Source organism: Streptomyces kebangsaanensis (genome assembly GCF_001906585.1).
GTDB classification, from domain to species: Bacteria; Actinomycetota; Actinomycetes; order Streptomycetales; family Streptomycetaceae; genus Streptomyces; species Streptomyces kebangsaanensis.
In genome coordinates, this window is sequence record NZ_JUJA01000146.1 from 49806 (window position 1) to 71106 (window position 21301).

21 protein-coding genes, 1 tRNA gene and 1 pseudogene are annotated in these 21301 nt (G+C 71.5%); 11 read left to right on the forward strand and 12 right to left on the reverse strand.

Features of this window, described 5'->3' with window-relative positions; all coding sequences use genetic code 11:
- A partial coding sequence (locus RH94_RS22570; protein WP_073949661.1) for a DUF6227 family protein occupies nucleotides 1–730 on the reverse strand: 730 nt, incomplete at its 3' end.
- A gap of 247 nt (nucleotides 731–977) precedes the next feature.
- Entirely contained in the window at nucleotides 978–2006 is a 1029-nt protein-coding gene (locus RH94_RS22575) for a P1 family peptidase (protein ID WP_073949365.1), read from the reverse strand.
- Between the two features lie 106 nt (nucleotides 2007–2112).
- On the opposite strand from RH94_RS22575, the gene RH94_RS22580 reads away from it, so the two are divergent.
- Nucleotides 2113–2331, forward strand: coding sequence for a hypothetical protein (locus RH94_RS22580; protein ID WP_073949367.1), 219 nt, complete (start codon nucleotides 2113–2115; stop codon nucleotides 2329–2331).
- A gap of 52 nt (nucleotides 2332–2383) precedes the next feature.
- Here the strand turns inward: RH94_RS22580 and mscL are convergent, their stop codons facing one another.
- Complete coding sequence (gene mscL / locus RH94_RS22585) at nucleotides 2384–2842, reverse strand: large conductance mechanosensitive channel protein MscL (RefSeq protein ID WP_073949369.1); 459 nt, start codon at nucleotides 2840–2842, stop codon at nucleotides 2384–2386.
- A gap of 415 nt (nucleotides 2843–3257) precedes the next feature.
- Between mscL and RH94_RS44230 the strand changes: the two are divergent.
- Nucleotides 3258–3555 (forward strand): annotated as a pseudogene (locus RH94_RS44230) (RNA-guided endonuclease TnpB family protein); the annotation flags it as partial.
- Nucleotides 3556–3821: 266 nt separating this feature from the next.
- On the opposite strand, the gene RH94_RS22595 reads toward RH94_RS44230, so the two are convergent.
- The 5 genes from RH94_RS22595 to RH94_RS22615 all read right to left on the reverse strand — a co-directional run bounded on the left by RH94_RS22595 (nucleotide 3822) and on the right by RH94_RS22615 (nucleotide 8916).
- Nucleotides 3822–4325, reverse strand: a complete 504-nt coding sequence (locus RH94_RS22595; RefSeq protein ID WP_107428797.1) for a CpaB family protein — start codon at nucleotides 4323–4325, stop codon at nucleotides 3822–3824.
- Nucleotides 4326–4609: 284 nt separating this feature from the next.
- Nucleotides 4610–5443 carry an S-methyl-5'-thioadenosine phosphorylase gene (locus RH94_RS22600; protein ID WP_073949663.1) on the reverse strand — a complete coding sequence of 278 codons (834 nt, stop codon included), beginning with the start codon at nucleotides 5441–5443 and terminating at the stop codon, nucleotides 4610–4612.
- 80 nt (nucleotides 5444–5523) lie between these two features.
- Nucleotides 5524–5838, reverse strand: coding sequence for an FmdB family zinc ribbon protein (locus RH94_RS22605; RefSeq protein ID WP_073949375.1), 315 nt, complete (start codon nucleotides 5836–5838; stop codon nucleotides 5524–5526).
- A 67-nt stretch (nucleotides 5839–5905) separates the two neighbouring features.
- Nucleotides 5906–7198: an MFS transporter gene (locus tag RH94_RS22610; RefSeq protein ID WP_073949377.1), complete on the reverse strand. Its 1293-nt coding sequence runs from the start codon at nucleotides 7196–7198 to the stop codon at nucleotides 5906–5908.
- Nucleotides 7199–7407: 209 nt separating this feature from the next.
- Nucleotides 7408–8916: a potassium/proton antiporter gene (locus tag RH94_RS22615; protein WP_073949379.1), complete on the reverse strand. Its 1509-nt coding sequence runs from the start codon at nucleotides 8914–8916 to the stop codon at nucleotides 7408–7410.
- A 203-nt stretch (nucleotides 8917–9119) separates the two neighbouring features.
- Here RH94_RS22615 and RH94_RS22620 point away from each other — a divergent pair, with 203 nt between their 5' ends.
- Entirely contained in the window at nucleotides 9120–11918 is a 2799-nt protein-coding gene (locus RH94_RS22620; protein ID WP_073949381.1) for a penicillin acylase family protein, read from the forward strand.
- Between the two features lie 77 nt (nucleotides 11919–11995).
- On the opposite strand, the gene RH94_RS22625 is transcribed toward RH94_RS22620, so the two are convergent.
- The gene (locus RH94_RS22625) at nucleotides 11996–12610 is read right to left on the reverse strand and encodes a 5-formyltetrahydrofolate cyclo-ligase (protein WP_073949383.1); all 615 of its coding nucleotides are present in this window, start codon (nucleotides 12608–12610) and stop codon (nucleotides 11996–11998) included.
- A gap of 103 nt (nucleotides 12611–12713) precedes the next feature.
- Here RH94_RS22625 and galU point away from each other — a divergent pair, with 103 nt between their 5' ends.
- The 8 genes from galU (at nucleotide 12714) to RH94_RS22665 (ending at nucleotide 19487) form a co-directional block, all read left to right on the forward strand.
- Nucleotides 12714–13616 carry a UTP--glucose-1-phosphate uridylyltransferase GalU gene (gene galU / locus RH94_RS22630; RefSeq protein ID WP_073949385.1) on the forward strand — a complete coding sequence of 301 codons (903 nt, stop codon included), beginning with the start codon at nucleotides 12714–12716 and terminating at the stop codon, nucleotides 13614–13616.
- A 5-nt stretch (nucleotides 13617–13621) separates the two neighbouring features.
- Entirely contained in the window at nucleotides 13622–14944 is a 1323-nt protein-coding gene (gene glp, locus RH94_RS22635) for a molybdotransferase-like divisome protein Glp (RefSeq protein WP_073949387.1), read from the forward strand.
- A 94-nt stretch (nucleotides 14945–15038) separates the two neighbouring features.
- Nucleotides 15039–15551: a cyclic pyranopterin monophosphate synthase MoaC gene (gene moaC, locus RH94_RS22640; RefSeq protein ID WP_073949389.1), complete on the forward strand. Its 513-nt coding sequence runs from the start codon at nucleotides 15039–15041 to the stop codon at nucleotides 15549–15551.
- Nucleotides 15548–16090, forward strand: a complete 543-nt coding sequence (locus RH94_RS22645; RefSeq protein WP_073949391.1) for a MogA/MoaB family molybdenum cofactor biosynthesis protein — start codon at nucleotides 15548–15550, stop codon at nucleotides 16088–16090. Before moaC ends, RH94_RS22645 begins: the two co-directional genes overlap by 4 nt.
- Before the next feature lie 20 nt (nucleotides 16091–16110).
- Nucleotides 16111–16737, forward strand: coding sequence for a GNAT family N-acetyltransferase (locus tag RH94_RS22650; RefSeq protein WP_234425964.1), 627 nt, complete (start codon nucleotides 16111–16113; stop codon nucleotides 16735–16737).
- 204 nt (nucleotides 16738–16941) lie between these two features.
- Nucleotides 16942–18144, forward strand: a complete 1203-nt coding sequence (gene sepX / locus RH94_RS22655; RefSeq protein ID WP_073949395.1) for a divisome protein SepX/GlpR — start codon at nucleotides 16942–16944, stop codon at nucleotides 18142–18144.
- 99 nt (nucleotides 18145–18243) lie between these two features.
- Nucleotides 18244–18317, forward strand: a tRNA-Ala gene (locus tag RH94_RS22660).
- 303 nt (nucleotides 18318–18620) lie between these two features.
- Nucleotides 18621–19487 (forward strand): putative RNA methyltransferase, encoded by an 867-nt coding sequence (locus tag RH94_RS22665; protein ID WP_073949397.1) that lies wholly within the window; start codon nucleotides 18621–18623, stop codon nucleotides 19485–19487.
- A gap of 425 nt (nucleotides 19488–19912) precedes the next feature.
- Here the strand turns inward: RH94_RS22665 and RH94_RS22675 are convergent, their stop codons facing one another.
- From RH94_RS22675 to RH94_RS22685, 3 genes are all read right to left on the reverse strand, one after another.
- Nucleotides 19913–20392, reverse strand: a complete 480-nt coding sequence (locus RH94_RS22675; RefSeq protein WP_073949401.1) for a hypothetical protein — start codon at nucleotides 20390–20392, stop codon at nucleotides 19913–19915.
- 172 nt (nucleotides 20393–20564) lie between these two features.
- A complete protein-coding gene (locus tag RH94_RS22680; protein ID WP_073949403.1) occupies nucleotides 20565–20945 on the reverse strand; it encodes a hypothetical protein in 381 nt (126 codons plus the stop codon).
- A 56-nt stretch (nucleotides 20946–21001) separates the two neighbouring features.
- Complete coding sequence (locus RH94_RS22685) at nucleotides 21002–21298, reverse strand: GntR family transcriptional regulator (protein WP_199881035.1); 297 nt, start codon at nucleotides 21296–21298, stop codon at nucleotides 21002–21004.
- Nucleotides 21299–21301: the final 3 nt, after the last annotated feature.

Below are 21301 nucleotides of genomic sequence, written 5' to 3' on the forward strand. Positions count from 1 at the left end.
CCCGCCGTTCCATCGCGCTGCGAGCCGCGTCCTCCGTCGTGTACACCTCGCACATGTGACGTCCGTCGGGGGTCGCCGTGTGCTCGACCTCCCACAGGGAGATCTCCACGCCGTCGCTCAGCAGGAACGCGTGCTCGTAGAGCGAGAAGCACAGCCCCGCGCGACCCGCCCGGCAGGGGCGGCCGAAGGCCTGGGTGATCTGGTGCCCGGACGCCGTCGCCAGCAGTGAGGCGACGTCCGCGCCGGGCCGGTCGGCGTTCTCCGCGCGCCGCAGCAGACGGCGCGCGTGGTCGGGCGAGCCGTCCGGAACGTACACGTGCCGCGTCTCGGGCACCGACGCGAGCTGGACCAGCACCGGCAGTTCCAGGTTCGGCGCGTCCGGCGGGAGCGGCAACCGGGCGGTGGCGGTGCTCAGCTCCTCCTCGTCGAGGTACACCTCGTGCTGCGCCTCGCTGCCCGGCGCGGTGTTGTGCACCAGCTCCCAGAGGGTGAGCGCCGAGCCGTCGGCGAGCAGCCAGGTGTGCCGGTACGTCTCGCGGTGCAGCCCGGCGCTGTGGTGCGCCGAGTACAGCGAACCGTCGTACGCCAGCGCGCACTCGAGTCGCCGTATCGTCTCGTCGGGCAGTTCGAAGGAGTTCAGGGTGCGTCCGAGGAGCCGCGCGAGGTGCTCCTCCGGAGACTCGGGCGACTCGGGTGGTTCGTACGCAGTCGTCTCGTACGGAACGCTCAAGGTTTCTCCCGGCGTTGCTGCATGTCACCTTGTGGGTGCATACCGTAGCCCCTCGGTCGGACATCGTGTCCGGGAACCGAGAAAACGTACGCCGGAAAAACGGTCCGGTCACGCGAGAAGTTCCCGCGCGGCCCGATGTTCCGCCAAAATCCGCTGCTCAACGGCCGTTGACGAGCAGGCCGTGCTCCCGCCGGCCCACTCGCTCCATGACGTGTTCCAGCCGTTGAGAGCGCTGTCCGGGCCGCGCTCAGCGAGGTCCGTACAGCTCCTCGTAGGCCGGCCACGCCCCGCCCGGCCCGTCCACCGGATCGGCGGCCCGCACCGCGCGGACGATCGCGCGGGTGACCTGGTCCGCACCCGCGGCGAGGACCTCGTTCAGGGCGAGGGGCGAGCCGGGGTCGAGCGGACGTGCCCCGGTGGCCAGGGCGAACACCGTGTCGCCGTCGTTGAGCAGATGCGCCGGCCGTACGGCGCGCGCGATGCCGTCGTGCGCCGTGCCGGCCAGTTTCTGCGCCTGCGCCTTGGACAGGTCCGCGTCGGTGGCGACCACCGCGAGCGTGGTGTTCAGCGGGGACGGCGTGTTCCGCTCGGCGGCCTCGGCGAGACGCCGGCGCGCGGCCTCGTGCACCCGCGCGTCGGGGTACTCCACCGGTCCCTGGAACAACTCCCCGTACAGCACCCCCGTTTCCGGATCCACCGCCGATCCCACCGCGTTGGCCACCACCAGCGCCGCCACCGTGACACCCGAGCCGAGCACCGTGCTCGCCGTGCCGACCCCGCCCTTGAACGGCCCCACGACCGCTCCCGTCCCCGCGCCCACGCACCCCTCGCGCACACGCCCGCCCACCTCGCTCGCCGCCGCGGCCTCGACCGCGGCCCGTCCGGTGGCCGCGTCCGGCCGGGCCCGGAAGTCACCGCCCCGGCCCAGGTCGAACACGCAGGCGGCCGGCACCACCGGCACCACGTGCGAGGGGTCCGGTCCGACCCGCACTCCGCGCCCCCGCTCCTCCAGCCAGCCCATCACCCCCGAGGCCGCGTCCAGTCCGTAGGCGCTGCCGCCGGTCAGCACGAGCGCCTCCACCGTCCGCACCAGGTTGCGCGGATCGAGGGCATCGGTCTCCTTGGTGCCGGGGCCGCCACCGCGTACGTCCACGGCGGCGACGGCGCCGCCCTCCGGCGCGAGCACGACCGTCGTGCCGGTGAGCCGGCCGCCGCCCGTACACGTCGCATGCCCCACCCGCACACCGGAGACGTCCGTCAAAGCGTCCACTGTCATGGGGTCCAGTCTTCCCGGGTGACGGGACGCCACGGGCCCCTTCGGCGGAGCGTCACCGCCGCCTGCTCCCCGCTCCGGCCGGCAGACGGGACCGTACCCTGGAGGCATGAGTACCGCCCCCGAATCCGCCCCCGAATCCGCCCCCGAATCCGCCCCGGAGCCCGCCTCCGGACTGCGTGACCCGAAGGCCGCGCTGATCTTCGACGATCCGTTGCACCGGCAGTCCACGGACGACACCGACCGCGGATGGGGCGAGCGCCCGGACGGCGACGCGGCCTCCGACCTCAAGCGCTTCCTCGACGAGAAGCCGCCCCACCACCTCTGAAGCCCGCGCGCCCACCGGACCGCGGCGGCTGCCGCTCTCCGGACCGTGGTCGCTACCGCCCGCGGTACTGCGAACCGCGCTGCGCGACCAGCTCGTCGCGTATCTGCTTGAGCACCTCCAGCTCGGTCGCCTCCGGCGCCTCCGGCGTGTCCTCCCCGGCCTTCTTCCGTGCCTCCTGGCGGGCCAGGAACTTCGCCATGGGCAGAACCATCAGGAAGTAGACCACCGCCGCGGTGATCAGGAACTGGAGGGTGGCGCCGAGGACCGAGCCCCACATGATCTGGATGTCCTGGTCGCCCTCGCAGGTGGAGCTCAGGCACGAGGCGTAGTGGTCGAGGTTCTTGGTGCCGATCGCTCCGACGACCGGATTGATCACACCTTTCACCATCGAGTTGACGATGTTGGTGAAGGCGGCGCCGACGACCACCGCTACTGCCAGATCGACGACGTTCCCGCGCATCAGGAAGGCCTTGAAGCCCTGCCAGACGCTCGGGTCCTTCTTCTTGCTCACCTGGAGCCCCTCCTTGAACGTACGGATTGCGGAACAAACAGCTCCGCAACCTACAGCTCACCCGTCTCTCGCGAGGTCCCCCCGGTGTTCACGCCGGGGTGGGGGTACCGCCTGCTCGCGGGGAAGGATCGCATCCGGGTGCCGCGGCGCGGAGCGTCGCCGTGCCCCGGTTTCGAGTGCGGAGTGCCCCGGACAGTTCACCGGGCGAAGGCCGGGGAGCCGGAACGCATACGCTGCCGGTCACGGGTGGGGGTGATGTCCGTGTGATCGGGGAACGAGTGTGCGGCGGTCGCGCGTACGGTCACGTTGGAGGCCTCGGGATGCCCCGGCACCCCGACATGGCCGGGGACCGGTAGGGGAAACGCATGGCGCAGGCGGAGCCGGCTGCGGAGGCCGGGCATGCCCGCCACACCTNCCTACCGGCTGCGCGCGCCGTCGGCCGCCGGTGCCCTGCTGGAGGCGGAGGGGGCGCGCTGCCGGTGGCTCTGGAACGAGTGTGCGGCCCGCTCGAAGAAGGCCCACCGGGACGGGGAGGACTGCGGCCCCGCGCGACCGGACCGGATGCTGACCCGGGCCCGCGCGGCCACGCCGTGGCCGGCTGAGGCTCCTCGGTGCCGCAGCAGCAGCTCATCCGCGACTTCGCCAAGGCCCGCACGAAGGCCCTCGAGGACATCGAGGACCAATTGCCGGTCAGGCGGCGGGCGGGATGTCCCGGTACAAATGGACCGCGGATCGTGTGGAGCGAGAACCAAGCGCGCTCCCCCACTGCCTGAAGGGCATGGGGGCCCAGCCGCTGCCGGAACGCACCTGCACCTGCACCGCGTGCGGAGCCGTCTCTTCCCGGACGAGAACTCCGCCCGCGTGATGCTCGTCCGGACTGGTCTGAACCCGGCTGGTGCCGATCGCGCAAGACTCGACCGCTCGCTGAGCGACCGAGCAGCGTGAGCCAGGAATCTCCCTCGCTCCTGAGGGAGAGCATTCAACACAGGGTCACCGCCAACCTGGCCGTCGCGCTCGCTCCGGCCAGACGTGCCGCGGTGGAGCGCGGTACCGACAGCATGACCAGCGCACCGTCGGCGGTCACCTCCTCCACGGGCTCCGGGACCTTCGCCACCCGGGCGCCGCTCGCGACCACCTCGGCCCGTCCGCCCGTCGCCGGGTCCTGCGCGGCGATCACATCGACCCGGTCGCCGGGACGCAGCAGCCGGACCGTGGCCGCGTCCGCGATGCGCACGGGCGCGGTCACCGTCCGCTCGCCGTCCGGCTCGCGGACCCCGGGCGACAGGTCCGCCCTGCCGGCCGGCGCCGGGTGTCCACGGACCGGCCCGCCGCGCGGAGGATCCGGAGCGTCCCGCGGACCCGCCACCACGAACGCGGCCGCGGTGACGGCGAGCCCGGCCGCCACGGCCCGCCTGCGGTGCCGTACGAACCGGCGCAGCGCGTACCGCCCGCCGCGCACACGCACCGGCGCGAAGTGCGGCACCTCGCACGTGGCCGGGGCGTCCGTGCCGGACGCACAGGGAGAGGCGGGGGAGAGGAGAAAGGAGGAAGAAGGGGGAGGGGAGGAGGAAGGGGGAGACGAGGGCAGGGGAGCCGGGCAGGGCAGGGACATGCGGACCACCACCAGCGACGTGGATTTCGGCTTGTGATGCCACGATGAGGCATCGCGCCGCCGGCCGCCGGAGCCCGTGTGTTACTCGCCGGTTGTGGAAAACCCCCTCACTCGGACGAGGGGAACCGGCCCGCGACACGCCGGCCCGGACCCGGTCACGGCAGTACGAAGCCCGGATCCATCCCGCCCAGCGCGTTCGCGCACGGGCAGCCCCGTTCCCCCGCGGCGGGCAGCGCGGCCACCGCGTCGAACAGGACGCCCCGCAGCCGTTCCACATTGGCCGCGAACACCCGCAGCACCTCCTCGTGCGAGACGCCCTCGCCGCTCTCGGCGCCCGCGTCCAGGTCGGTGACCAGCGTCAGCGAGGTGTAGCAGAGCTCCAGCTCGCGGGCGAGCGCCGCCTCGGGGTGGCCGGTCATGCCCACCACCGACCAGCCCTGCGCCTGGTGCCACAACGATTCGGCACGGGTGGAGAAGCGCGGTCCCTCCACCACGACGAGGGTGCCGCCGTCCACCGCCTCCCAGTCCCGCCCGCGCGCCGCCTTCAGCGCGGCCGCCCGCCCGACGGGGCAGTAGGGGTCGGCCAGGGAGACGTGCACCACGTTCGGCACCGTGCCGTCGGGCAGGGGGAGCCCGTCGAAGTAGGTCTGCTGCCGGGACTTCGTCCGGTCCGCGAACTGGTCGGGCACGAGCAGCGTGCCCGGTCCGTGCTCGGGGCGCAGTCCGCCCACCGCGCAGGGGCCGAGCACCTGGCGCACGCCCGCGGAACGCAGCGCCCACAGGTTGGCCCGGTAGTTGATGCGGTGCGGCGGGAGGTGGTGGCCGCGGCCGTGCCGGGGCAGGAAGGCGACCCGCCGGCCGGCGACCTCGCCGAGGAAGAGGGAGTCGCTGGGTGCCCCGTACGGGGTGTCCACCCGGACCTCGGTCACGTCGTCGAGGAACGAGTAGAAGCCGGAACCGCCGATGACACCGATCTCTGCGTTCGCCATGACCGGCACATTAGTCGCCCGCACGGACGCCGAAGACCCCACCGTCCTGCGACGGCGGGGTCCGCGAAGGGAGAAGGACGTCAGGCGGCGGAGCTGCCCGCCGTGCTCGTCGACGACGACGAGGAGGACGAGCTCGAGCCGGACGACGAGGAGCCCGACGAGGACGAGGAGCCGCTCGACGACTTCGACGACGACGCCGGGCTGCTGCTCGACGAGGAGCCGCGGCTGTCGTTGCGGTAGAAGCCGGAGCCCTTGAAGACAATGCCGACCGCGGAGAACACCTTCTTCAGGCGGCCACCGCAACCGGGGCACTCGGTGAGCGCGTCGTCGGTGAACTTCTGCACCGCCTCGAGGCCGTCGCCGCACTCGGTGCACTGGTACTGGTAGGTGGGCACTGTCTTCCTCCTGGCACTCTCACTCGATGAGTGCTAACGACGGTCCATACTGACGTATTCCCGGGGATCAGTCCACTGCGACGGAGGAGCGGTGACCGACGCCACGTGCGACGGCGCGGCTGTGCGGCCGGACCGCGAGCCGTGACCTGAGCGCCACCAGGGTGACGAGGGCGAGCACCGTGCCGGCCATCGGGACCAGGAATCCGGAGCCGCTCCACAGCCGGTCCTCCAACTGTCCGGCGACGGTGACCGCGGACGCCTGGCCGAGCGCGACCGCGCCCGTCAGCCAGGTGAACGCCTCGGTGCGGGCGCCGGCCGGGACCAGGCTCTCGACCAGGGTGTAGCCGGTGATCAGGGTCGGTGCGATGCACATGCCGACCAGCAGGCCGAGCGCGGCCAGGAACAGCACCGAGTGCGTGGTCCACAGCGCGGACGCGGCCAGCGCGAGGGCGGTGTAGCCGACGACGAGGCGGTGGTGCGGGGCGGCCTTCCAGACGATGGCGCCGCAGACGACGCCGGAGAGCATGTTGCCCGCGGCGAACGTCCCGTACAGCACGCCGTTGAGGCCGGGCCGGCCGATCGACTCGGTGAACGCGGCCAGCGAGACCTGCATGCCGCCGAAGACGCACCCGATGCCGAGGAAGGTGACGATCAGCACGCGCACGCCGGGGACGTGCAGGGCGGAGGCGTGCTCCACGCGTGCGTGCCGGTCGGTGGCGACGGGCGGCTGGGTGCGCTTCTGCGCGGCGAACAGCAGGCCGCCGACCAGGGTCAGCCCTGCCTCCGTGACCAGTCCGGCGGCCGGGGCGACGGTCGTGCACAGGGCGGTCGCCAGCAGGGGGCCGAGGACGAAGGTCAGCTCGTCGGTGACCGACTCGAAGGCCGCCGCGGTGGTCATCAGCGGCGAGTCCTTGAGGGTCACTCCCCAGCGGGCGCGCACCATCGGCCCGATCTGCGGCACCGAGGCGCCGGTCGGCACGGCCGCCGCGAACAGCGCCCACAGGGGCGCGTGCGCCAGGGCGAGCGCGGTCAGCGCCAGTCCCGCCAGGGTGTGCAGCAGGACGCCGGGGAGCAGGACGGCGCGCTGTCCGTAGCGGTCGGCGAGCCGCCCGCCGTACGGCGCGAACAGTGCCATGGAGACGCCGGTGACGGCCGCGGTGGCGCCCGCCGCGCCGTAGGAGCCGGTGGTGTGCTGCACCAGCAGCACGATGGAGAGGGTGAGCATCGCGAACGGCTGGCGCGCCGCGAAGCCGGGGAGCAGGAACGTCCAGGCGCCACGAGTGCGCAGCAGCTGCCCGTAGCCCGGGCGGGAGGACGCGGTCGAGGTCTGCGACGGTCCGGTGGTGACCGTGGATCCCACGGCCCGTGCCTTTCTGCCGCCTGGTGGCGTGGACCCTGCGTGCGGGCACGCCGAGAGCTGTCCTCTTGCGCGGACTGCGGTAGATACCCGGCGTCCACTGCGGGGACGACCCGGCCGCCATACGGTCGCGCCAGCTCTGCGTCAGGCAGAGTTGGTTCGATCAGGGTGCGGCTTCATCGTACAGGGATCGTACGAATCGCCCCTTCGGCTCATGCCGCTCCCGCGCCGGCCCCGTTCGTGCCCAGCCACCCCGCCAGCTTGCCGCCCCGGCCGACCGCGCGCAGGCGCCGTTCCGCCGCTTCGCGGACGGGGTCGGTGGCGACCACGAGGAGTTCGTCGCCGCGCCGCAGGGTCGTGGTGGGCAGCGGTACGAACGACCTGTCCTCGCGGACGACCAGGGTGACCGCGGATCCGGCGGGCAGCCGCAGCTCGTTGATCTCGACGCCGTGCATCCGGGAGCCCTCCGGGATGGCGACGGACAGCAGATGGCCGCGCAGCCGCTCCAGTGGCGCCGACTCGATGCCGAGGTCAGCGGCCTCCTGTCCGGGTCCCAATCGCAGCTTGCGGGCGAGCCAGGGCAGGGTCGGTCCTTGCAGGAGGGTGTAGACGACGACGAGGACGAAGACGATGTTGAAGATGCGGTGGGTGGCGTCGACGCCGTTCACCATGGGGATGGTCGCCAGGATGATGGGCACGGCCCCGCGCAGCCCGGCCCAGCTCATCAGGGTCTCCTCCCGCCACGGCACCCGGAACGGCAGCAGGCTGGCCACCACGCCCAGCGGGCGCGCGACCACCGTCAGCACCAGGCCGATGACGAGGGCGGGCCAGATGTCGTCGACCAGCTCGTGCGGGGTGACCAGCAGGCCGAGCAGGACGAACATGCCGATCTGGGCGATCCAGCCGAGCCCCTCGGCGAAGCCGCGTGTGGCGGGCCAGTGCGGCAGCTTGGCGTTGCCGAGCACCATCGCCGCGAGGTAGACGGCCAGGAAGCCGCTGCCGTGCGCCAGCGCGCCGAGGGCGTACGCCGCGACCGCGATCGACATCACGGCGATCGGGTAGAGGCCCGAGGCGGGCAGCGCGACGTGCCGCAGGGCCCAGGAGCCGAGCCAGCCCACCGTCAGGCCGATGGCCGCGCCGATGGCCAGCTCCAGGACTATCTCGCCCACCAGTACGGACCAGTGCTCGACCGGGCCGGCGGTGGAGAAGGCGACGACCAGGATGACCACCGGGGCGTCGTTGAAGCCGGACTCGGCCTCCAGCGTGCCCGTTACGCGCGCGGGCAGCGGGATCTTCCGCAGGACCGAGAAGACGGCGGCCGCGTCCGTGGAGGACACCACCGCGCCGATGATGAGGGCCTGACGCCACTCCAGCCCTATGAGGTAGTGGGCGCCGGCCGCCGTGACGCCGACGCTCACCGCGACTCCGACCACCGCCAGGACGGTGGCGGACGGGAGCACCGGTTTGATCTCTTTCCACTTCGTGCCGAGTCCGCCCTCGGCGAGGATCACGACCAGGGCCGCGTAGCCGATGACCTGGGTCAGCTCGGCGTCGGTGAAGTGGATGCCGCCCAGGCCGTCCGAGCCCATGACCATGCCGATCCCCAGGTAGACGAGCAGGCTGGGGAGCCCGCTGCGCGAGGAGATCCGGACCGCTGCGACCGCGACGAGCAGGACGAGTGAGGAGGCGAGCAGGAGCTGGTTGAGGTGGTGAACAGTCAGCAGCGGTTCCTTCCCTGAGTTCCCGGATTACTTCGTTACCTTACCTAACTCTTGACGTTTTCTTGACGCCCTTGATGGTCAAATCGAACGTTCGCGCGTGCCCGGATTCCGACTCCGCGTCAAGCGTGACTAGGCCCTGCGCCTATGGTTGCTCCAGCACTCCAGGACCGCCTGCCGCTCGCGTTAGGACAGCAAGGACAGCGATGCCCCCCAACACCACCGCCTCAACGGGTGACAAGCCCGGCAAGTCCGGCAGGAAGAAGGGGCGAAAAGCCCGACTGATCGTGCTCGTCCTGGTGTTGGCGATCATCGGAGGCATCGCCTACGGGTCCTACTGGTCCGTCAGCACCGTGCGCGCATCCTTCCCGCAGACCAAGGGCACCCTCACGCTCAAGGGCCTGTCCGGCCCCGTCGACGTCAAGCGGGACGGCTACGGCATCCCGCAGGTCTACGCCTCCTCCGCCGAGGACCTGTTCATGGCGCAGGGCTTCGTCCAGGCGCAGGACCGGTTCTACGAGATGGACGTGCGCCGGCACATGACCTCCGGGCGCCTGTCGGAGATGTTCGGCAAGAGCCAGGTGAAGAACGACGAGTTCCTGCGCACCCTGGGCTGGGACCGGGTCGCCGAACGGGAGTACGACAAGGAGCTGTCGGCCTCCACCAAGAAGTACCTGCAGGCGTACGCCGCGGGAGTCAACGCCTACCTCGAGGGCAGGGAGGGGAAGGACATCTCCCTGGAGTACGCGGCCCTGGGCTTCGCCAACGACTACAAGCCCGGGCAGTGGACCCCCGTGGACTCGATCTCCTGGCTGAAGGCGATGGCCTGGGACCTGCGCGGCAACATGCAGGACGAGATCGACCGCGCCCTGATGACCAGCCGCCTCGGCCCCAAGCAGATCAAGGACCTGTACCCGGAGTACCCGTACGGCCGGAACGAGCCGATCGTCACGCAGGGCCGGTACAACGAGCTCACCCAGGCGTTCGAGACGAGCGGTGCCGCGACCGGCGCCACGGGCACCGGCACCTCGACCGGTACACCGGGTACGGACGGTGACGCGACGGGAACCGGCACCTCGTCCGGCACGCTGGACGCGGCCGACACCTCCGGCCTGCAGAGCCAGCTGATGGGCCTGCACGACGTCCTTGACGGCCTTCCGACCGCCGTCGGCGTCAACGGCAACGGCATCGGCTCCAACTCCTGGGTCGTCTCCGGGGAGCACACCATCACCGGCAAGCCGCTGCTCGCCAACGACCCGCACCTGTCGGCCTCGCTGCCCTCGGTCTGGTACCAGATGGGCCTGCACTGCCGCACCGTCTCCAAGGCGTGCCCGTACGACGTCAGCGGCTACACCTTCGCGGGCATGCCCGGCGTGATCATCGGCCACAACCAGAACATCGCCTGGGGCATGACCAACTCCGGCGTGGACGTCACCGACCTGTACCTGGAGAAGCTCAGCGGCGACGGCTACGTGCGCGACGGCAAGACGGTGCCGTTCCAGACCCGCCAGGAGACCATCAAGGTCGCCGGCGGCGCGTCCAAGAAGATCGTCGTGCGGACGACCAACAACGGGCCCCTGCTGTCGGACCGCTCCGCCGAACTGGTGACGGCCGGCAAGAAGGCCCAGGTCGACACCGCGGCACCCGACCGCGGCGAGGGCTACGGGATCGCCCTGAAGTGGACGGCGCTGGAGCCGGGCACCACCATGGACGCCGTCTTCGCCATCGACAGGGCGAAGAACTTCGACGACTTCCGCGCGGCCGCCGAGCTGTTCGACGTGCCCTCGCAGAACCTGATCTACGCCGACACCGAGGGCAACATCGGCTACACGCTGCCCGGCCGCATCCCCACGCGCGCGGAGGGCGACGGTTCCGTCCCGGCCCCCGGCTGGGACTCCAAGCACGACTGGACCGGCTACATCAAGCCGGAGGAACTGCCCTACGAGTACAACCCCGAGCGCGGCTACATCGTCACCGCCAACCAGGCCGTCGTCGACCCCAAGAGCTACCCGCACACCCTCACCACGGACTGGGGCTACGGCACCCGCAGCCGGCGCATCACCGACCTGATCCAGCAGAAGATCGAAGGCGGCGGCAAGGTCTCCACCGACGACATGCGCCAGATGCAGCTGGACAACAGCAGCGCGATCGCCAACCTGCTGGTGCCCGAGCTGCTGAAGATCGACATCGCTGACAAGAACGTCCGCGAGGCGCAGAAGCTGCTGGAGAACTGGGGCTACACGCAGGACGCCGATTCGGCCGCGGCCGCCTACTTCAACGCGGTCTGGCGCAACATCCTCAAGCTGTCCTTCGGCAACAAGCTGCCCAAGGAGCTGCGGGTCAAGGGCCAGTGCCTGTGGGTGGAGCCGACCGGCAACACCGGTCCGGCCGACGAGAACCGGAGGGTCCGCGAGTGCGGCCTGCGCGACGCCGACCAGGCGCAGCCGGACGGCGGCGACCGCTGGTTCGAGGTGTTCCGCAAGCTCATGGACAGCCCGGACAGCGACTGGTGGAAGACTCCGGCGTCGGGCACCCGGCCCGCGGCCGACAACCGCGACGAGCTGTTCGAGCGCGCCATGATCGACGCCCGCTGGGAGCTGACCGCCAAGCTCGGCAAGGACATCGACACCTGGAGCTGGGGCCGGCTGCACCGCCTGTTCCTGAAGAACCAGACCCTGGGCACCGAGGGCCCCGGCGTCCTGCAGTACGTCCTCAACCGCGGCCCGTGGAAGCTCAGCGGCGGCGAGGCCGCGGTCAACGCCGCAGGCTGGAACGCGGCCGGCGGCTACGGAGTGGTGTGGGTGCCGTCGATGCGGATGGTGGTCAACCTCCGCGACCTCGACAAGTCCAAGTGGATCAACCTCACCGGCGCCTCCGGGCACGCCTACAGCGCCCACTACACCGACCAGACGGACAAGTGGGCCAAGGGCGAGCTGCTGCCGTGGTCCTTCTCGGCGAACGCGGTCGACAAGAACACGAGCGACACGCTGGTGCTCAAGCCCTGAGCCGCTGACCGCCCACGGGTGACGAAGGCCCTCCACGCGCGCGTGGAGGGCCTTCGTCGTGCGACTCGCGGCGGCGGTCAGGCGAAGCGGCGTACTCCGGACGGGGTCACCACCGCCTGCACCGGCCGGTCGTGGGCCTCCTCGGGCACGCGCTCGACGACTTCCGTGTCGTACAGCAGGACCACGAGCGCGGGATGCGCGTCCGCCGCTTCCAGGCGGGCGAGGACACGGTCGTAGGACCCTCCGCCGCGTCCGAGGCGCATCCCTCGCGTGTCGACGGCGAGACCGGGCAGCAGGACGACGTCGGCCTCCGCGACGGCGTGCGGGCCGAGGCGCTCGCCGGCCGGCTCGAACAGCGCCATCTTCCCGCCGTGGTGCACGCGCGCGAGGGAGCCCTCGCCGGTGTAGGCGCCCCAGTCCAGGTCGTTGTCGGGCAGCAGCGCGGGCAGCAGGACGCGCACGCCCCGCGCGCGCAGCGCGTCGAGCAGCGGAAGGGTGCCCGGTTCGGTGCCCACGGAGACGTACGCGGCCACCGTGCGGGCGCCCGCCAGCTCGGGAAGTTCCAGGGCGCGCCGCGCGAGCGCGTGCGCCGCCTCCCGTACGTCATCCACGGTCAACGTGTTCCTCACCGCGAGGAACTCTCGTCGCAACGCGCGCTTGGCAGGCTCGGTCCCGCGTCCGGTGTGGCTCACTGGTCCTTCCGTACCCTTCTTTGTGGCGGTATCCGTACTCATATGGGAGCCAATTAACCGGAGTCACGAATTCCCTGCAAAGGCAATGGATAAGGTTGCGGGCATGACTCAGGAGCACTCCAGGATCAGCAAGGCTGTCATTCCCGCGGCTGGCCTCGGCACCCGGTTCCTGCCGGCGACCAAGGCCACTCCGAAGGAGATGCTGCCGGTCGTGGACAAGCCGGCGATCCAGTACGTGGTCGAGGAGGCCGTCTCCGCCGGCCTCGACGACGTCCTGATGGTGACCGGCCGCAACAAGCGGCCCTTGGAGGACCACTTCGACCGCAACTACGAGCTGGAGTCCGCCCTGGAGAAGAAGGGCGACGGCGACCGGCTCGCCAAGGTACGGGAGTCCAGCGACCTCGCGACGATCCACTACGTCCGCCAGGGCGACCCCAGAGGACTGGGGCACGCGGTGCTCTGCGCGGCCCCGCACATCGGCCAGGAGCCCTTCGCCGTCCTGCTCGGCGACGACCTGATCGACCCGCGCGACCCGCTGCTGCAGCGGATGATCGAGGTCCAGGAGATCTACGGCGGCAGCGTGATCGCCCTCATGGAGGTCGAGCCCGAGCAGATCCACCTCTACGGCTGCGCGGCCGTGGAGACCACCGAGGACGCCGACGTCGTCCAGGTGACCGGCCTGGTCGAGAAGCCGGACACGGCGGAGGCGCCCTCCAACTACGCGGTCATCGGCCGTTACGTCCTCGACCCGAACATCTTCGACGTACTGCGCAGGACGGAACCCGGCCGCGGCGGCGAGATCCAGCTCACCGACGCGCTGCAGCAGCTCGCTCAGGACGAGAGGATCGGCGGCCCGGTGCACGGCGTCGTCTTCAAGGGCCGCCGCTACGACACCGGCGACCGCGGCGACTATCTGCGTGCCATTGTCAGACTCGCGTGCGAACGTGAAGACCTGGGCCCGGACTTCAGGGCCTGGCTTCAGCGGTACGTAGCCGAGGAGATGTAACGACGTTGAGCAGCGCCGAGCCCCGCACCGCCGGCCCGGACCACCTGTGGTCGGTGGACGAGCACCTGGAGGACGTCCTCACCACCGTCCGCCCGCTGGAACCCATCGAGCTGCAACTGCTCGACGCCCAGGGCTGCGTCCTGGTCGACGACGTCACGGTGCCGGTCTTCCTGCCGCCGTTCGACAACAGCTCCATGGACGGGTACGCGGTACGGGTCGCGGACGTCTCGGGCGCGAGCGAGGAGTTCCCGGCCGTCCTCGACGTCGTCGGGGACGTCGCGGCGGGCTCGGCCGGCCTGCTCCGGGTGGGACCGGGGCAGGCCGCCCGGATCATGACCGGCGCCCCGCTGCCGCCCGGCGCCGAGACGGTCGTCCCCGTGGAGTGGACCGACGGCGGGCTCGGCGAGGGCCCGGTCAGCGGGATGCGTGCCCGCGGCCTCGCCCCCGAGGGCGCCGGCGGGCAGGTGCGCGTGTACCGGCCCGCCGGGGCGCGCGCGCACGTGCGCGCCAAGGGCAGCGACGTGAAGGCCGGCGACCGCGCTCTCGAGGCCGGTACGGTCCTCGGGCCGCCGCAGATCGCCCTGCTGGCCGCGATCGGCCGCGGCACGGTCCGGGTGCGCCCACGCCCGCGTGTGGTGGTGCTGTCCACCGGCAGCGAGCTCGTCCAGCCCGACGAGCAGCTCGGCGACGGCCAGATCTACGACTCCAACAGCTTCGCCCTGACCGCGGCGGCCCGGGACGCCGGCGCCATCGCCTACCGGGTGGGCGCCGTCGCCGACGACGTCGACACCCTGCGCTCCACCATCGAGGACCAGCTCGTCCGCGCCGACCTGCTGGTCACCACGGGCGGGGTGAGCGTCGGGGCGTACGACGTCGTCAAGGAGGCGCTGTCCCACGTCGGCGACGAGGACGAGCCGGGCGGCGGGGTGGAGTTCCGCAGGCTGGCCATGCAGCCCGGAAAGCCCCAGGGCTTCGGGTCCGTCGGTTCCGACCACATCCCGCTGCTGGCCCTGCCCGGCAACCCGGTGTCGGCGTACGTCTCCTTCGAGCTGTTCGTCCGGCCCGTGATCCGCACCCTGATGGGCCTTCAGGACGTCCACCGGCCGACGGTCCGCGCGACCCTGGCCGCGGACGGGGCGCTGAGCTCGCCGAAGGGGCGCAGGCAGTTCCTGCGCGGGAGCTACGCCGACGGTGAGGTCAGGCCCGTCGGGGGCGCCGGCTCCCATCTGGTCGCCGCCCTCGCGCAGGCCGACGCCCTCATCGTCGTCCCCGAGGACGCCGAGTCCGTCGAGCCCGGCGCCGAGGTCGAGGTGGTCCTGCTCGGCTGAGCGCCGGACGGGGGCGGTAGCGTGTCGCGGTGTCGCGCACAACAGGTCCGCGCGCCGCACCGCGCCGGGCCAGGACCGGGAGCCCCAGACGATCATGACTGTGCCTTCCCGGGGGGAGACCCCCGGACCACCAGCGCCGGACCGGCTGACACATATCGACGACGCGGGCGCCGCCCGCATGGTCGACGTCTCCGGCAAGGACGTGACCGCGCGCACCGCCCGTGCCAGCGGCCGCGTCCTCGTCTCACCGCGCGTGGTCGAGCTGCTGCGCGGCGAGGGCGTACCCAAGGGCGACGCCCTCGCCACCGCGCGGATCGCCGGGATCATGGGAGCCAAGCGCACCCCCGATCTGATCCCGCTGTGCCACCCGTTGTCGGTGTCGGGTGTGAAACTGGACCTGTCGGTCGCGGACGACGCCGTGGAGATCCGGGCCACCGTGAAGACGACGGACCGCACGGGCGTCGAGATGGAGGCGCTCACCGCGGTGTCCGTCGCCGCGCTCACCGTGATCGACATGGTCAAGGCGGTCGACAAGGGGGCGGTCATCACGGACGTACGGGTGGAGGAGAAGACGGGCGGCAAGTCGGGCGACTGGAGCCGGGCATGACACGGGACGCATCGGCGGGAGGCGCACCGCGCGCACCGTACCGCGCCCTTGTGGTCACTGCCTCCAACCGGGCCGCCGCCGGGGTCTACGAGGACAAGGGCGGCCCGCTGATCGCCGAGGGGCTCAAGGGCTTCGGGTTCGCCGTCGACGGACCGCGGGTCGTGCCCGACGGGGACCCCGTGGAGGCGGCCCTGCGGGCCGGGGTCGAGGCCGGTTACGACGCCATCGTCACCACCGGCGGCACCGGCATCTCGCCCACCGACCGCACCCCCGAGGCCACCCGCCGGGTGATCGACCACGAGGTGCCGGGGATCGCCGAGGCCATCCGGGCGTACGGCGGGCAGAAGGTGCCGACCGCGGCGCTCTCCCGGGGCCTGGCCGGTGTGGCCGGGCGGACGCTGATCGTCAACCTGCCGGGCTCCACCGGCGGGGTGAAGGACGGACTGGCCGTCCTTCAGCCCCTGTTGGCGCACGCCGTCGACCAGCTGCGCGGCGGCGACCACGCCGGACCCGCCGCCGGTAGTGGGGGTGCGAGCTGAACGGCTCATCCTGGCCCGTCGTGCTGGTGGAGGGCGATGTCGTCCTGCGGCCGATAAAGCTGCGCGACCAGAAGGTCTGGCGCGAGGTGAACCGGCGCAACCGGGACTGGCTCCGGCCCTGGGAGGCGACCATTCCGCCGCCCACGCCCGGCGGGCCCGTCACGCACCGGCCGACCTACCGGCAGATGGTGCGTCATCTCAGGTCCGAGGCGCACGCGGGCCGGATGCTGCCGTTCGTCATCGAGTACCAGGGGCGGCTGGTCGGGCAGTTGACGGTCGCCGGGATCACCTGGGGCTCGATGTGCTCGGGCCACGTCGGCTACTGGGTGGACGAGGCGGTGGCCGGCCACGGGGTGATGCCGACGGCGGTGGCGCTCGTCGTGGACCACTGTTTCCGCACCGTGGGACTGCACCGCATCGAGGTCTGCATTCGCCCCGAGAACGGGCCGAGCCGGCGGGTGGTGGAGAAACTCGGATTCCGCGAGGAGGGCCTGCGCCCGCGTTATCTGCACATCGACGGTGCCTGGCGCGACCACATGGTGTTCGCGCTCACGGCGGAAGAGGTACCCGAAGGGCTGCTGAACCGCTGGCGGAGGACCCGGGCACAGCGGGCGTCGAACGGGAATCCCGCGTCACCCGGAAATTGAATATATGTTCGAAATTGAACGCGCTGTGATCCCCGTGATGCGCACTGGCTCCGGTCTCGATCGTACGGGTGACATTGAATTCACGTCCTTGACGGCCTGCTGATCACATCGATCGCAAAAAAAGTTCGAAATATCAGCCGGATCGTGCGACACACCGGCCCAATTGGCGGATGGCCTCACGCAAACCCCTCTACGGTGTGAGACGTGAGCAGCAGCGGCCTCATCTACGCAGTCATCGTCGGGGCCTGGGCCGCCTACTTGGTGCCGATGTGGCTCCGTAGGCAGGACGAGCTGAACGAGGCCCGTCCGACGGAACGCTTCAGCACCGCCATCCGGCTCCTGTCCGGACGGGCGGGGATGGAGCGCCGGTACGCCAGGGACCTCAGGGCGCGCTCCGCCGAGGAGGGGGAGCTCAACGCCGGGGAGCCGGACGCCGCCACCGACTCGGTGGACGTCCGGGCCTTCGCCGTACCCCCGACCGGTGCGCGGGAGCGGCAGCGGCCGCCGGCGCACGACGTGCGGGAGAAGGCGAGGGGCGAGCGCGCCCCTCGGGACCGGACCACGGCACCACCCTCCGCCGACACGTCCGCACGCAAGGGCGTCCCCGCGGCCCGGCACGCGCCCGGCACGGAGGCGGCCGCAGCACGTGCCCAGCGCTCGAAGGTGCTCGCGCGCCGCCGGCGCACCACCGTCATCCTCTTCCTGGCCTTCACCCTCGGCGCGATCGTCGCCGCGGTCGGCGGGCTCGCCTTCCTGTGGGCGCCCGGCGCACCCGCGGTGCTGCTCAGCGCGTACATCGTGTATCTGCGCGCCCAGGAGCGGCGCCGCTTCGCCTACCAGATGGACCGCCGCCGCGCCGAGGCCGCCGCGCAGCGGCTGCACGAGAACCGGCGCCAGCCCCGCCGGCGCGCTCCCCTGGACCCCTCCGCCGACGAGCCGGACGCGGGACCCGAACCGGAGGCGGACCCCGGGCTGTCCGCCCTCGCCGCGGACCGGCGCGCCCTGGTCGAGCAGACCGACCACGCCGAGTGGCTCGACCAGCAGCGCGAGCGCCAGCACCGCCCCGGCCAGGGCGACAGCTGGGACCCGGTCCCCGTACCGCTGCCCACGTACGTCACCGCTCCCGTCGCCCCGCGCGCCACCTCCGACGTCGACCTCGGCGCCCCGGACGCCTGGAGCTCGGCGCGCTCGTCCACGGCGGTGCCGGAGGAGGACGCGGCCCCCGCCGCGGACGACCCCGCCCCGCCCGCGGACGACGACCGTGCCGACGCCCTCCCTCACGCTCGAAGGCGCTCGCGCGGGGGGACCTCCGTCGCCGCCTCGGCCCGCCGCTCCCGCGAACACGGCCGCACCCCGCTCTTCGACCAGTACGAGGACGGCGACCGTCCCCGCGCGGCCAACGAGTGACCCGGGGCCGGACACCGCCTCAGGAGCCCCGCCCCCGACCGGCCCGGCAACGGATTTCCAACCACCCGGACGGGGATGCTAAAGTTTCCCTCGTTGCAAGGGCCTGTGGCGCAGTCCGGTAGCGCACCTCGTTCGCATCGAGGGGGCCAGGGGTTCAAATCCCCTCAGGTCCACGCAGCTCGGAGCCCCGGTCGGTGATCACCGACCGGGGCTCCGACGTGTTGACGGTCGGCTGTCGGTGTACTGGCGGCTCGCTGTAGCCTCAAGCCATGGCATGCCTCAGCATCCCGCACTTCTTCCTCTGAACGCAGCGGTCACGGCAGCGGCGTTGACCCTCCGGCCCGGACCGGGGGGCTCCGACGACGCCGCTGCCTCGTCGTGCCCACTGACGCGACCCTCAGGGTCGGTCGGGCACGCCAACGGCTTCGCACCCATGCTCCGCCGATCACGCAGCCGACCGCTGCCGAGGAACAAGCATGCCCACTTCACCCAACGCGCGTCATGAGGCGCTGCGCAGGCTCTTCGACGTCCTGACCTGCCCGGTGTGCCACGACCGTCTCGAACCCGCCGACCAGGCTCTGCGGTGCCCCCGCCGGCACACCTTCGACATCGCCCGGCACGGCTATGCCGGCCTGCTGACAGGCAAGCAGCGTCCCGCCGGCGGGGACACCGCCTCCATGGTCCAAGCCCGTACCGCCTTCCTTCGGACCGGGTACTTCGCGCCGCTCACGCACACCCTCGCCGGCCTCGCCGCGGAACTGTGTCCGCCCGACGGCACCGTGCTGGACGCCGGGGTCGGAACCGGTTACCACCTCGCCGCCGTCCTGGACACCCTCCCAGACGCCGCCGGCCTCGGACTGGACACTTCCCCGCACGCTCTCCGCCGGGCAGCCCGGATCCACCCCCGCGCGACGGCTGCCGGCTGGGACATCCGGCGGCCGTTGCCGGTACGCAGCCGCTCCGTCGACCTCGTGCTCAACGTCTTCGCGCCTCGCAACAGCCCCGAGTTCCACCGGGTCCTCCGGCCGGGCGGCGCCCTGCTCGTCGTCACCCCCGCGCCGCGGCACCTCGGCGAACTCCAGCGGCACCTCGGCCTGCTGTCGGTAGACCCCGCCAAGGAGGAGCGCCTGCGCCGCACGCTTTCCGCGCGTTTCCAGCGCGCTCACACCGAAGCGGTGGAGTACGTCATGCCCCTGGGCGCCCAGGACATCGAGGCCCTGTCCTCCATGGGCCCCACCGCCCACCACCTCGACGCCGACGTACTCCGCCGGAGGATTGCCTTGCTGAGCACCCCCTTTGAGACGGCCGCGTCCTTCGTCGTGTCGGTGTATTGGCCCCGTTGAGCGACCGGAGGCGGAACGGGCGGTCGATTCCCGCCCGTTCCTCTCCTCCGCCCACGCGGCCGTGCTGACTCAGCGGCGGTCCGTGGCTCGCGGATGCCCTGTGCCTGCGAAGGTGATCCAGCAGGTCTCCCGGACGGTGTCCAGGAGGCACCAGATGCGTCCGCCACCGGTCACTTCGATCTGCCATTGCTCGCAGGTCTGTCCGCGATGGGTGCCGTGCGCCAGACCGCCTTTGAGTCGGTGGTGCCGGGGTGTCTCCGTGGCCGGTCTGGGAGTGGTGCGCATGGTGGTCCAGGCGCGGTAAGTGTTCTCTCGGGCCTGTTGGGCAAGGCTTTCCCAGCCCTTGGCCGAGGCCGCGTCCGCGAAGCGGACTTCCCACTGGCCCTCCGGCGGAGGAGGCGCGGCCCGGTCTCCGCGGCCCGCTGTCACGCGACGTCCCGCGGGTCGGGCGCCGGCCCGTAGTCGTCGCCGTGGTCTCTGGTCAGTGCGGCGAGCAGCTCAGGATCGGAGTAGACCTCCGCGGTGTGCTGCCAGGCGACGAGCATCTGCGCGACGGACGCGCTGTTGCCGAGCGAATCGGCGGCACGCATGGTGTCGACCAGTTCGACGGTGAAGGCGTGGAGGTCGGACTCGGGCAGGAAACGGACCCAGGGGAAGGCGTCCGGCAGTATGTCGAGGAGCAGCTCCATGCTTCCTGGTTCCCGGCGCGCCATCGCAGCCAGCATCCGCGTGGCTGCCGACACCACGGTCTGGTCCTGCTCGGCCCGGGCCGCAGTGGTGAGAACCAGATCCTCGCCGTCTCTGCGGTGCAGCAGGAGGCGCGGCGCTTCCTTGAGCCGGGCCAGTGTCTGCTTGTTCTTGTTCACCAGTTCGGAGAAGTTCACAGCGGCGTTCTCGGCGCTCATGACTTTGAAATTACTTCGAAACTCCTTGCCGCGCCATCGCCCGGAAGAGGGATGCGGAGCGATGCGGCGGCCCGGCGCATCGCGCGCGGCCTGCCGCACCCGGTGGCGTGCTCGCCAAGGGCGCTGTCGTCCCGGGGAAGGAGGTAATCCCAGGTGCGGTCTCCTCGCCCAGTCAGTGGATCAGTTTCACCACGGCCGCGCAGTGCGGATCGTCCCCCGGTTCCTCGAACAGCTCGCGTTCCTGTGATCGCGGGAAGATTCCCGCGATCACAGCCGGTCCCGCCTCCGCGAGCCGTACGTCGCAGCCCACCACATCGGGATCGTCCTGGTGCCGAACGTAGAGCCGCATCCGGCCCTCGCCCAGGTACAGGAAGCCGACGAGTAGTGACGGCGCGTCCTCCCGCTCCTCATGGCTCGGGGCCGGGCGGTTGAGCGTGGTCAGCAGCGTGTGCGCGCGGTCCTCCAGGTGCTCTTCCCAGGGCACGTCCTCCGCGATCGGTGCCTGTGTATACAGGATCAGATGACCGGTCATGTCGGCCTGCGTGACGGCCACTTCTCACGCTGTCATACACGTATTCCCAAGTCGGCTGTTCGGGAGGACCGGGAGGGTCAGCCGGAGATGCCATCCCCGTTTGTTGACGCGTCGGCGGAGGGTGTTTCGGGGCGTACGAAGGTTCCCTTGATGGGGACAGTGATGACGAGGCCTTGATCGCGCAGTTCGCGGACGGCCCGGCGGATGGTGTTGACGGCTACACCGTACTGCTCCGCGAGGTCGCGTTCGGCAGGAAGGCGTGCGCCCACGGGCAGTCGCCCGGTCCGGATCTGCTCGGCGATGTGGTGCACGACCTGCAGGTACACATAGACGTGACTCGCCGGGTCGGGTCGCCAATCACGCTCATCAGCCATGAA